This window comes from Myxococcus sp. AM009, assembly GCF_013372605.1.
Taxonomy (GTDB): Bacteria; Myxococcota; Myxococcia; order Myxococcales; family Myxococcaceae; genus Myxococcus; species Myxococcus vastator.
This window is the reverse complement of record NZ_JABXEP010000004.1, coordinates 107,609-119,754: the sequence shown is the minus strand read 5'-3', so window position 1 is coordinate 119,754 and position 12,146 is coordinate 107,609. Positions and strand designations below refer to the sequence as shown.

Annotated in this window: 11 protein-coding genes; 6 read left to right on the top strand and 5 right to left on the bottom strand. The window is 68.0% G+C overall.

Annotation, left to right across the window (positions count from 1 at the left end):
* The 4 genes from HV824_RS02360 to HV824_RS02345 all read left to right on the top strand — a co-directional run.
* Positions 1–1,573: DUF1592 domain-containing protein (locus tag HV824_RS02360; RefSeq protein ID WP_255207692.1), on the top strand; the 1,573-nt coding region annotated here is incomplete at its 5' end.
* Positions 1,570–2,994 (top strand): DUF1552 domain-containing protein, encoded by a 1,425-nt coding sequence (locus HV824_RS02355; protein WP_176416337.1) that lies wholly within the window; start codon positions 1,570–1,572, stop codon positions 2,992–2,994. The genes HV824_RS02360 and HV824_RS02355, both read left to right, overlap by 4 nt.
* 181 nt (positions 2,995–3,175) lie before the next feature.
* Complete coding sequence (locus tag HV824_RS02350; RefSeq protein ID WP_255207691.1) at positions 3,176–4,300, top strand: epoxide hydrolase family protein; 1,125 nt, start codon at positions 3,176–3,178, stop codon at positions 4,298–4,300.
* An 11-nt stretch (positions 4,301–4,311) separates the two neighbouring features.
* A complete protein-coding gene (locus HV824_RS02345) occupies positions 4,312–5,022 on the top strand; it encodes a YafY family protein (protein ID WP_176416336.1) in 711 nt (236 codons plus the stop codon).
* Between the two features lie 269 nt (positions 5,023–5,291).
* On the opposite strand, the gene HV824_RS02340 is transcribed toward HV824_RS02345, so the two are convergent.
* Complete coding sequence (locus tag HV824_RS02340; RefSeq protein ID WP_255207690.1) at positions 5,292–5,801, bottom strand: hypothetical protein; 510 nt, start codon at positions 5,799–5,801, stop codon at positions 5,292–5,294.
* 450 nt (positions 5,802–6,251) lie between these two features.
* On the opposite strand from HV824_RS02340, the gene HV824_RS02335 reads away from it, so the two are divergent.
* Positions 6,252–7,736 (top strand): ELWxxDGT repeat protein, encoded by a 1,485-nt coding sequence (locus HV824_RS02335; RefSeq protein WP_176416335.1) that lies wholly within the window; start codon positions 6,252–6,254, stop codon positions 7,734–7,736.
* Positions 7,737–8,086: 350 nt separating this feature from the next.
* Here HV824_RS02335 and HV824_RS02330 read toward each other — a convergent pair whose 3' ends face one another.
* Positions 8,087–8,458 (bottom strand): PEP/pyruvate-binding domain-containing protein, encoded by a 372-nt coding sequence (locus tag HV824_RS02330; protein WP_255207689.1) that lies wholly within the window; start codon positions 8,456–8,458, stop codon positions 8,087–8,089.
* A gap of 189 nt (positions 8,459–8,647) precedes the next feature.
* Here HV824_RS02330 and HV824_RS02325 point away from each other — a divergent pair, with 189 nt between their 5' ends.
* Positions 8,648–10,027 carry a hypothetical protein gene (locus HV824_RS02325; protein WP_176422562.1) on the top strand — a complete coding sequence of 460 codons (1,380 nt, stop codon included), beginning with the start codon at positions 8,648–8,650 and terminating at the stop codon, positions 10,025–10,027.
* Positions 10,028–10,109: 82 nt separating this feature from the next.
* Here HV824_RS02325 and HV824_RS02320 read toward each other — a convergent pair whose 3' ends face one another.
* Genes HV824_RS02320 through HV824_RS02310 form a run of 3 tightly spaced genes read right to left on the bottom strand, consistent with a single transcriptional unit; the run spans position 10,110 to position 12,094 of the window.
* Positions 10,110–11,357, bottom strand: a complete 1,248-nt coding sequence (locus HV824_RS02320) for a serine hydrolase domain-containing protein (RefSeq protein WP_176422561.1) — start codon at positions 11,355–11,357, stop codon at positions 10,110–10,112.
* 46 nt (positions 11,358–11,403) lie between these two features.
* Positions 11,404–11,763 (bottom strand): DUF1048 domain-containing protein, encoded by a 360-nt coding sequence (locus HV824_RS02315; protein ID WP_176416331.1) that lies wholly within the window; start codon positions 11,761–11,763, stop codon positions 11,404–11,406.
* Position 11,764: 1 nt separating this feature from the next.
* The gene (locus tag HV824_RS02310) at positions 11,765–12,094 is read right to left on the bottom strand and encodes a PadR family transcriptional regulator (RefSeq protein ID WP_176422560.1); all 330 of its coding nucleotides are present in this window, start codon (positions 12,092–12,094) and stop codon (positions 11,765–11,767) included.
* Positions 12,095–12,146 lie beyond the last annotated feature (52 nt).

The following is a 12,146-nucleotide window of genomic DNA, read 5'->3' as shown; positions in this document are numbered from 1 at the left end:
CTGTTGGCCCACTGCACGTGCGTCAGGCGCGCCATCCGCGTCCGTGCGGATGGCGCGCCTGACGCACGTGCAGTGGGCCAACAGCGTGCAGGAGCTGCTCAGGCTGGACGCGCCGCCCACCACGCTGGCGGGCACCTTCCGCGCGGACCCCGCCCAGAGCGGCTTTCTCTTTGACAACGATGCGCGCGCCCTCTCCGTCGACGAGGCCCTCTGGGGCGCCTACCAGCGCGCCGCCGAGGAGCTCGCCGGCCAGGTGACGACGGACGCGACGAAGCTCGCGCGCCTGCTGCCTCCGTCGGCCGCCACCGACGAGGAGCGCGCCCGCGCCTTCGTGGAGTCCTTCGGCCTGCGCGCGCACCGGCGCCCGCTGACGTCCGAAGAGGTGGAGCGCTACCTCGGGCTGTACCGCAAGGGGCCCCAGGCCTACGCGGACATGTCGGCTTTCGAGGGTGGCATCCGGCTGGTGCTCGAAGCCTTCCTCCAGTCGCCTCACTTCCTCTACCGCGTGGAGCGCAGCACGGAGGCCGTGCAGGACCGGGTGCCGCTCGACGACTACGAAGTGGCTTCGCGGCTGAGCTACGGCCTCTGGAGCGCCATGCCGGACGACGCCCTGTTCGCCGCCGCGAGCGAGGGCACCCTGCACTCCCGCGAAGGCGTCGCCACACAGGCACGGCGCATGCTCCAGGACGCGCGCTCGAACAAGGTGGTGGAGTCCTTCCACCGCACCCTCTTCGACGTGCCCCGCTATGCCGCCATCCGGCCCTCCCTCACGCGCTACCCGCAGGTGTCCGAGCGCCTCGGGGAGTACGCGGCCCGGGAGACGACCCTTTTCGTCCAGGACGTCGTCTTCTCCCGCAAGGGCGGCTACAGCGACCTGCTCACCTCGCCGGCCACCTTCGTCAACGACGAGCTGGCGCGCGTCTACGGGCTGAGTGGCACGTTCACCGCCGACTTCGTCCCCGTGACGCTGGACTCGCGCGAGCGCAAGGGCGTGCTCACCCAGGTGGGCTTCCTGGCCTCGCACGCGACGTCGGTGGACCCGGACCCCATCCACCGCGGCGTCTTCGTGTCCGAGCGCATCATCTGCCGGAAGATTGGCGCGCCGCCGGCCAACATCCCACCGCTCCCCGCCCCCCAGGGCCGCACCAATCGCGAGGTCGTCGCCTCGCACACCGAAGTGCCAGGGACTCCGTGCGCCAGCTGCCACTCGAACCTCATCAACCCGCTCGGCTTCCCCTTCGAGAACTTCGACGCCATCGGCGGCTACCGCACCACGGACAACGGACATCCGGTGGACGCCAGCGCGACTCCCAACATCAATGGAGAGACGGTGCCGGTGCGCGACGCGCTCGACCTGGCGGACGCACTCGCGGCCAATGAGGCGGTGCATGCGTGCTACGCGCGGCACTGGGTGGAGTACCTCCACGGGCGCCCGTTCGCCGACGAGGATGTGCCGCTGGCGGAGCGGCTCGGTGAGCTGTCGCAGGCGGGCAACCTGTCCATCGTCGACCTCGTCGTGGAGGTCGTCACCAGCGAGGGCTTCGTGAATCGCCACCCGGAGGAGCTGCCATGAAGCTGAGTCGCCGGATGGTGTTGAAGGGCCTGGGCGGGACGATGCTGAGCCTGCCGTTTCTCGAGGGGCTGATGCCGAGGACCGCCCGCGCGGCGGACTCGGGGGCGCTGCCGTACGCCATCTTCTTCCGGCAGGCCAACGGCGTCGCCTCGGCCCAGACGACGTCGGAGCTCGGCGCGGAGCCGGAGCGCTTCTGGCCGCGCACCCTGGGGGCGCTCACCGCGGAGAGCATGGCCGGGCGGGCCGTGGGCGTGCTCAATGACCACCGCGAGCACCTGCTGCTGGTACGCAACGTCAACATGAGGGACTACAACTACGGGGACGGCCACGCCCGCGGCGCCATGCAGGGGCTGACCGCGCGGGGCCCCGTGGTGGAGGGCGCGGGCGGCGGCTCCGAGTCCGGAGGCGAGTCCATCGACCACCGCATCGGCCGCGAGCTCAATCCGCAGCAGCGTGACTCGCTCGTCTTCTACGCGGGCCGGCGTGGCGGCTGGCTCGGGGGGCCCTGCATCTCCTACCGGAGCAGCAATGTGCGCCGGGCCGCGCTGCATGACCCGTGGAATGCGTACCAGACGATGATCGGCGGCCCGGGAGGACTGACTCCCGAGGCTCGCGAGCAGCTCCTCGTCCGGCAGCGCAGCGTGAACGACCTGGTGAAGGCCCAGCTCCAGGCGCTCCAGCAGCGGCCCGAGCTGAGCGCGTCCGACCATGAGCGCTTGGACCTGCACCTGTCCAACGTCCGGGACCTGGAGGTCGCCCTGAGCTGCCGCATGCGCGCGGACCAGGAGCTCATCCTCCAGCAGCAGGCGCCCGGCTATGACAGCACGGACGGCACCGAGGTGCTCGCCACCGCCAGGCTGCACATGGACATCGCCGTGATGGCGATGGCGTGCGGCACCAACCGCGCGGCCGTCATCCAGGTGGGCAACGGCAACGACGGCGACACGCGCTACCGCAACCCGGACACGGGGCAGTTGATGGAGAACTTCCATTACGTGTCCCACCGTCGCTCGTCGCACGACTCCAGCGGCGGCATCATCACTGGCTCGGACCTGCTGCACCACCACGTGGACGTGCAGTTCGCGAGCGCCTTCAAGCACCTCCTGGACCGGCTGGTGGCCTACCAGATGCCGGACGGGAAGCGACTCATCGAGCACGGCGTGGCCGTCTGGTACAACGACCTGGGCAACGGGCCGGCTCACTCGGCGCGCAATGTGCCCTTCGTCCTGGCGGGGAGCTGCAATGGCTTCCTCAAGCAGGGCGTCTACGTCGAGGCGTCGGGCGGCGGCAATCCCAACCACAACCGGATGCTGAACACGATTGGCACCGCCGTGGGGCTGAGGAACGCGGCCGGCGGGAACCTGGACGACTTCGGCGACCCGGCGCTGACCAAGGGCGTGCTCTCCGAGCTCATCGCCTGAGTGGACGATTGCGTCCTGCTCCAGTGTTCGGCGCTGGAGCAGGTCGTTCAGGCAGCGTGGGCACGCTGCCCGTGGAGCTGGGGCAAGCGCCTGGCTGGGTGAGCGTGTGACCGAACACTGCTGACACGCCCTGTCAGCACACCTCGGGCACAACCTTGGGATGCACAAACCAAGGAGCCGCATGATGAGCCCGTTCACCATTGCCATTTCCGATTCCGAGCTCGCCGACCTTCGGGCGCGGCTGAAGGCAACTCGCTTCCCCGCAGCGGTCGAAGGCGTCGGCTGGGACGATGGCACCGATGCTGAGCTGCTCAGGCAGTTGGTCACCCACTGGGCGGAGCGGTTCGACTGGCGCACCGCCGAGCAGCGCCTCAACGCGGTTCCGCAATTCATCGAGGAGATCGATGGCGAGCGGGTTCATTTCGTTCATGCGCCGGGTCAGGGCGAAACCCGCATTCCCATCGTCCTTGCCAATGGCTGGCCATCGAACTTCGTCGAGTTCCTGCCGCTCATTCCGCTGCTCACCGCCGAGCGAAACGGGGTGTCGTTCGACGTCATCATTCCCTCGCTGCAGGGCTTCGGCTTCTCCGGCCGGCCGACGAAGAAGGGCATGAACATGAGTCGCATGGGTCATCTCTGGGCCGAGCTGATGACCCGGCTGGGCTACGAGAAGTTCCTCGTTGCGTGCTCGGACCTGGGCTCCGGGGTCTGCTTCAGCCTGGTCCGCAACCATCCCGGCCGGCTCATGGGTGCGCACTACCTCAACGTCTTTTCGGGGTACCCGCGGCCGGAGGCGCCGACGCCCGAAGAAGCGGACTACTTCCGGCGCGTCGACCTGTGGACCCTCACGCAGGGCGCCTACATCATGCTTCACGGAACCAAGCCGCAGACGCTCGCCGTCGGCCTCAACGACTCACCCGCGGGCCTGGCGTCGTGGCTCATCGAGAAGTTTCACAGCATGAGCCGGCTGCGGGACGGCCGCCTCGAGTCGGTCTATTCGCTCGACGACCTCTGCACCCTGCTCTCGGTCTACTGGTTCACCCAGACGATTGGTTCATCGGTTCGGCTGTACAAAGAGGCCTTCGCCGACCAGGAGCTGCTGGCGCCGATGCCCCGCCACGACGTGAAGCATGGCGTGCTGGTGCCCTCCGACGTCGACAATCCCGCGCCGCGCGCCTGGGGCGAACGGCACTTGCAGAACCTTGTCCACTGGACCGAGGCCCGGCAGGCCGGGCACTTCCCAGCACTCGAGGCTCCGGGGCACTACGCGGCCGATATCCGGGCTTTCTATCGCACCATCAGGTGAGCCGCGCGCGCATGGACAAGACCGAACGCCTCTTTGCGGTCATGGACGCACTTCGCCGGCACCGCCGCCCCGTCACCGCGGCGGCGCTGGCCGAGGAACAGGGTGTTTCCGTGCGCACGCTCTATCGCGACGTGCGGACGCTCATCGGTCTTGGCGCGCCCATCATTGGCGAGGCGGGCGTGGGCTATATGCTGAAGCCGGGCTTCTTCCTGCCGCCGCTGATGTTCACGGCCGAGGAACTTGAGGCGCTGGTGCTCGGCTCCCGCTGGGTCGAGGCCCAGCCGGATGCCGGCCTTGCCGGGGCGGCGCGCAATGCGCTGGGTAAGATCGCCACCGCCTCGCCCGACGATCTGCGCGACCGAATGAAGGACACCGGGCTCTGGCCCATCCTGATGCGCGGCGGGTCTGCGTCCGTCCCGGTGCTCGGCCTCGTGCGCCGGGCCATTCGCGAAGAGAAGGCGCTCCTCATCGTGTATGCCGACGGGAAGGGCCAGCCGAGCCAGCGCGACATTTGGCCGGTGCAGCTCGCGTTTCACGAGGGCAAACAGTGCGTTGCCGCCTGGTGCTGCTTGCGCCAGGCCTTCCGCCATTTCCGCGTCGACCGCATCACCGCAGCCTCGGCGACCGAGGCCCGCTACGGCCGCCAGCGGTCCGTGCTGGCGCGGGAATGGCGGGAAGAATGGGAACGCCTGTATCCCGACTGGGCGCAGCCACCTTCTTGATTCGCGGTTCCTTGCGCGCCACCCCTGTGCATACCCAAAATTCGGTCACTGCGTCATGCGTGCGTCAAAGCCGCGTCATGACGTGAGCGATGCGCATGACGAGCCGCTGGGTCCTCTCTTCCATTTGATAGAGGTCGGAACTACGCCCGGCTCAGACGCCTCAACACCTCTCTGCCTGCGTGTGGACACTCCCCTCCTGTCCTGAGAGCGCAGGTAGGCTGGTGCAGCACGCTCAGGTCTACGCGGGTGTAGTTGGAAGGTCCGAGACGCTACGCAGCGCGGCGCTTGTACCGGTGATAGAGCCCGAAGACTTCCCGTAGCTCTATCACCTTGGCCCCGTGCTCCGGGCCCTGCACCTCACGCGGCTCGGGCGCATCTTTCCCAAGCGACAAGTGCGTCCGGCTCGCGTTGTAGTAGCGCTGATGCTCGCGCAGCAGGCACCGAGCGTCGTGCGCTTCGTTCAGGACGACGGCATGGGCCAGCAGCTCCCTGTAGAGCTTGTCTCTATCTCGGCGGAAATACCTCGGAGCACTGGCCCAGGGGAAAGCTTCTCGCAACTGCTGCTTCGTCCATTCTTCCGTCGGGTGCGCTGTCACATTGAGGTGGAGGATTCGCCTGTCCCAGTGACTCCCAACCCCGCGGACTCCGCCAGATGCAAGCGCAAGAAGCTCCGCCATGTCGATGTAACGAGCGCCCGTTGTCTGGCCTACCTCCATCCCCAACTTCAGCAACTCCCCATGAATGCGCGGGGCGCCCCATGTCGGGTTGGCTTCGGCCATGCGCCGAATCAATGCCCTCATTTCCAGGGTTCGCACCCTGTCACACGCCGACTGGCGCCACAGCCGCACACGCGCCCCCATCTCCGACCCCTCCGGCATTCGCATGCATTGAGGCCCCAGCATTCTTCGGGCCCCATCCGCGGGACTGTGCATGCAATGACGCGCTCGCCGACGCACGCTGCTCGCCGGTCCAGAATATCCGGTAGCCACAGCGTTAGCCCCCCCGCCCGGAGTGCGCCATAGGAGGACACGTGTCCCGGAGTTGGCGGGACCAGAATGGACGGCCCCTCATGAGTCGTTTGAAGGGCGGATGGACGCGTGGGCTGGCCGCGTGCTGGGTGTCGCGTACTCGTCCCAGGGTGACGACCCTGGGGGGGATGGCGCTTCCACGAAGAGCTCACAGACTTCCGCGCGGCGCGTGGACCCGCTCCAGGTGCCAAGGAGAAAGACATGAGGCACCCGTGGGCGCTCCTGCTGACCTGGTCTGGCGTCTGGCTTTCACCGGCTCTTGCTTCGTCGACAGAGGAGGTGGCCGGCGCGGCGACGTGGCAGAAGCCCTGTCGGCCCGCGAAGCCCGCCTTCCTCCTCCGGGACATCCAGCCCGGGCCGGAGAACTCCCGGCTGACGCTCCAGACGGAGACGGGGGGCACGTTCCTGTTCATGGCCTTCAACGACACGTTCGGCTACGAGCCCTGGGTGAGCAATGGGACTCCAGCGGGAACGCGGCTCCTGAAGGACATCAACCCCACCGGTAGCGCCTTCGTCGACACCGACGCCGACTTCGGAGCCGTCGTGGTGGGAGGGGACTTCTTCTTCCCCGTCACGGATGGTGTCTCTGGCATCGAGCTGTGGACGAGCGATGGAACGGAGGCGGGCACCCGCCTCGTCAAGGACATCCGGCCTGGACCGGCCAGCTCCCTGCCTTCCTTCTTCCTCAACCTGGGCAGTGGGAGACTCCTGCTCCGGGCCGACGACGGCATCCACGGCTGGGAGCCCTGGACGAGCAACGGCACGGCCAGGGACACCCGGTTGCTCCTGGACATCAACCCCGGCCCCGCCACCTCCAACGCGCCCCTGCTCCCGGTGCGCATCGGCGAGCGGGCCTGGTTCCTCGCGGATGATGGGACTCACGGAGCGGAGCCGTGGCTCACGGACGGCACGCCGGGAGGAACCCAGTTCATCAAGGACATCCACCCGGGTCCGGTCGGCTCGAACGCCTTCGGCTTCACTCCGCTGGGTGGGCGCGTCGTCTTCCTCGCGGAGGATGGTTCCCATGGCGAGGAGCCCTGGATTTCGGACGGGACGCCGGAGGGCACCCATCTCCTCAAGGACATCGCGCCGGGCGTCAGGAGTTCGTTTCCCAGGAGCTTCGTCGCCATCGGAAACCAGCTCATCTTCTACGCGGATGACAACGTCCACGGCCTGGAACCGTGGGTGACGGACGGCACCGAGGCGGGCACCCGGCTGGTGCGCGACATCCTCCCAGGCTCGGAGAGCGGCCAGTTCGGCGACATTGTCAGCATCGGCCGCACGGCGTACTTCGGCGCCATTGACGGCGTGCATGGCGCGGAGCTGTGGCGCAGCGACGGCACGGAGGCGGGCACCCGACTGGTGCGCGACATGAACCCGGGGGCGGCGAGCGGCTTTCCCTTCTTCGCAGAGCTCTTCGTGACAAACGAGCGGCTCCTGTTCGCCGCGGACGACGGGGCCACGGGCCTCGAGCTGTGGCGGAGCGATGGCGAGCGAGCGGGCACCTTCCGGGTGCAGGACATCCGCCCAGGCCCGGATGCCGCGATGCCGCGGGGCTTCATCGAGAGCGGGGGCCGCATCCTCTTCATCGCGAACGACGGCATTCATGGAGACGAACCGTGGATCCTCCCGCGCTCCGCGATCTCCAGCCGCAACGGCCCGCGCGACTCCTGCCTCGAGCCCTGACTTCTAGGTAAGCGGGTGTCCGAGCAAGGCTTGCGTCCGGGCAGCCCCTCGCCCCGGGCGCGCCGTTGGAACGCGAAGGGCGCACCAACGGCGCCTGCCCGGGCTCAAGGATTGGCGTCAACGATACGCGGACAGGGTGGTCACGGCCGAGGAGGCGGTTCGCGCCATCCTTTCAGGGAGGCACATCCTCCCTCGACGTGCTTCGCATCCATCACCTCGTGCCCGTGAACGTGCCCCTGCTGGAGGCCCAGGCCGAGCCGGCTGGTGACAAGCGTTATCACCGGGCGCGGGAAGACGCTGCTTGGCCCGGACAAGCTGGTGACGTCCTCCCTCATGGGCAGCCGCGGGCTCTACGCGTGGGCGCACGAGAATCCCGCCATCGAGATGCGCCCGAGCGACGACACCAACGACCCACTGAGGTGATCGCCTGCGTCAGCCAGTCGCTGGAGGCCGTGTCGTGGCGGGGGCGACCCGGAGCGGGGCTTCCACTTCCTCGCCAAGCCCGAGGCGCCCTCGATGACGAGGTGGTCCCAGTTCCCGGTCGATGCCGTGAACATCACCCCCGAGCGCACCGAGTCCACCATCTCCTGCACCACCACGGCGTGGGTGAGCGCCTCGGACATGCCCTGGCTCCGGCGGTACGCCACCACGCGCTGGCCGCAGGCCGAGCTCCAGCACTCGCGCACCCGGTCCAACAGTGGGCGCCCACGGGCGCGCACCATTCGCGGGGAGCCTGGAGCCCGGAGCAAGGCCGTGTTGTTCGCCAATCCGCAGGGGCCTCTCCAACCGGACAAGGGTTGCGAGGAGGCTGCATTCCTAATGTGTGGGCACGCCTTCGCCATATCCGCGAGGCGAGAGAGACAGGATGCACCATGGAGCGCGGTCGGTGGTGGACGAGGATGGGGTTGGGCATGGCGATGGTCGCGCTGGTCGGTTGCGGTGAGCCTCTCGCGGTCGGTCCGGTAACGGGGGCCGGGGAGATGGTGGAGGAGGCGCCGGACGCGAACCCCTCTCAGCCCTGGGGCTCACCCCGCGGCGAGACACGCCTGGTGCTGCAATCCCATGGCTTCGATGACGAGCGCGCGACGGCGGTCGCCGTCGACAGCCAGCGGAACATCATCGTCCTCGCGACCTTCCGTCACGTGGCCGACTTCGGAACGGGCCTGCTGACGGCGCCGAGCCCCGAGGCCTTCAACCTGGCCCTGGTGAAGTACCGCTGGGACGGCCAGCCGCTCTGGGTGAAGGTCTTCGGAACGGCTCCCGGGTTCACCGGAGACGCGTATGCCCAGTCGCTGGCGGTCGACCGCAACGGGGACATCGTGGTCGCGGGGCGGAACCTGGGCCCGATCGACTTCGGTCAAGGGCTCGTCCCCGAGGGGGGCTTCATGGTCCGGTTCTCCCCGGACGGAGAGCCCCTCTGGTCGAGGCACCTCGAAGTGGACCTCAACCTCTTCGACAGTAGGATGGTCATCGACCATGCCGGCAACATCGCCCTCGCGGGGAGCTTCGAGGGGGTCCTGGACTTCGGGACCGGCCCCATCTCCTCGGCGAACTGGAGCGACGGGACGGCCACCAGCGCCTTTCTCGCGAAGTTCGACTCGCTGGGCAGGACGCGCTGGGTCTACGTGGATCCCGTCCCGAGCGATGGCTTCGGGCTGGCCGTGGAGGAGGACGGCGACCTGCTCCTCAGTGGCTGGGAGGCCGTGGGACACCGCCAGTTCGGAAAGCCGATGGTCCTCAAGTTCAACCCGCCGGGGCGGCAGATGTGGGCGCGGCGCCCGGAGACCCTGGGCTTCTTCAGGAAGGTCGCGGTCCAGGGCGGCACCCTCACCGCGACCGGCACGTTCGCCAGCGCGTTCCAGTTCGCGGGCCGGGAGCTCAGGCCCTGTGGAAGGGGCATGCTGCTCGCCGCGTTCGCGAACACGGATGGGCACGAGCTCTGGGGGGAGAGCTTCGACGCGGAAGCCAGGGGCCTCGGCATGGATGCCAATGGTGTGTTCGTGACGGGTGCGTACAGCTCTGGCGCCGACCTGGGGCTGGGACCGCTCGCGGGAGCCCCCGGCTCGCCGCCGTACAACGTCTTCGTCGCCCGCTACCACCGCCTCACGGGCAGGCCGCAGTGGACCCACGGGTTCGTGGCGACGGGCATCGCAGAGGTGGCGGACCTGGCCACGTCCCGGTCCGGCGCCAGCGTCATCGTCGGGTCGTTCCGGGATGGCACGGTGGACTTCGGCACCGGGGCGCTCGTGCCCGACAGCCGCGACATGTTCCTCTTCAGCCTGACGCCGTGAGGTTCGGTCGCTGCGTCAAAACGCGCGCACGGGAAGGTCCGCGAGGACCAGGCGCGCGAGCGGGGCGAGCAACGCCTCAACGTCAAGCCCCGAGGCAGGCCGCGACCGCCGCGGCCAGGTTCGACGCTCGCGGTTCGCCGATCCGAAATGACCAGAGGTTCATGACGTAACCGAAGCCGACACCGGTATCGGGGTCGGCGAAGCCGACCGACCCGCCGGAGCCGGGGTGGCCGAACGACCCGGGCCCGACAAGGGGCATCGGCGGGCAGGCTCGCCAGAACCCGAGCGACATGTAGAAGGAGCGGTCGGCCGGAACGTCCAGTCCTGGCGGCAGCCCGTTCATCTTCGTCTTGTCGGTGTGGACGACGGTCATCTTCTCGACCGTCGCCGGATTGAGCAGCCGCACGCCGTCGACGTTGCTCACCGTGGCCGCGTACATCCGCGCCAGCGAGCGCGCATCCGAGAACATGTTCCCGAAGGGGAACTCAGCAGCGCGGAAGGCACGCGTGTTCATGTAGCCGCTGGCATGGTCGAAGGCGCCGCCGAGCTGGCCGGCGCGGGCTTGCACGGAGTCCGGGCCCCACACCGCGTTCATCCAGGCGATGACCGTGTCCCTCTCCAGGCCGGTGGTCTCGATCATCCCGGCGGTCATCTCCTCCAACGTGAACGGAGCGGCGTACTCGATCCGCGCCACCCGCCCCTCTTGCTCCTCGGACAGCCCAATCCAGGCGCTCAGCCCGAGCGGGGCAGCGACCTCATCCGCGAAGAAGGTGCCGAGCGACTTGCCGGTGATCCGCCGCACGACCTCCCCGACCAGGAACCCGAAGGTCATGCTGTGATAGACATGCTCCGTGCCCGGCTGCCACTCCGGCTTCTGCGCCTCCAGTGCCCGGATGACCGGATGCCAGGCGCAGGCGTCCTCGAAGGTCAGCGGACCGTCGACGACCGGCAGACCGGCCTGGTGTGAGAGCAGCCACCGCACCGGGATCTGCGCCTTGCCGGCAGCGCCGAACTCCGGCCAGTACTTGACCACCGGGGCGTCCAGGTCGAGCTCGCCGCGCTGTGCCAGCAGATGGGCGCAGATCGCGGTAGCGCCTTTGGTCGTGGATGCGACCAACGCGATGGTGTCCTTGTTCCACGGACGGTTCGCCTCGCGCTCGGCGAGGCCGCCCCACAGGTCGACGACGGGACGGCCGTCCACGTAGACGCAGCACGCCGCGCCGACCTCGCCGGGGGAGCCTTCGAAGTTCGCTCGGAAGACATCGGCCACTTTCCCCCAGCCATCCTCGACGTGTCCCTGCACTACGGCTCCGCGTGTCGCGTCCAACATGTTTCACTTCCTTTTCTAGAAGGACTGAAACGCATTGAGGGAGTCCTCAAACTTCCCTGGCTGCTTCTTCGGCGGCGCGCTCGAGAGCGTTGGTCAGCCGTTCGCGCTCCCGGAGGATCCACTGTCCCTTCGGGTAGTTCCGGACGAACGTCTCGATGAACTCCACGGGGTCTTCACCGACAATCTGGCGGATCGGGGTCCGGTTCGCCGCGCTCTGTTCAAACAGGTCGACGAGGTCCGCGTAAATCGCAGTCCCGTCGCCCCCCGTTCCGAAGTACATCAGGTACCGCTCCAGCGCTTCGACCGCCATGCGATAGCTCGCGGGAAGCTGTTTCGTGCGCGCCTTGTACTGCCGCCATTGCCCCTTCTCGCCGATCACCTTTGAGATGAATTTTGAGATGAACATGTCATTTGCCTCCTTCACGGAGCTGTTGGAGCCGTTCAGCGAGGAAGCTCCAGGTCCTCCAGAACTCTTCGAGGTATTCCCGCCCCTGCGCGTTGAGCGAGTACACCTTGCGCGGTGGCCCCTTCTCGGACGGGACCTTCTCCACGCCGACCAGGCCGCGCTGCTCGATCCTGACGAGCAGCGCATAGACGGTGCCCTCGGCGATTTCGGAGAAGCCCATCTCCCGCATCCGCGCCGTGATCTCGTAGCCGTACTCCGGCTGCACGGACAGGAGCGCCAAAACGAGGCCCTCCAGCGTGCCCTTGAGCATCTCCGTCATCTGCTTGCCCACGAAACGCTCCCTGAACTACTCAGCAACACTGACTACCGGTACATAGTATCAC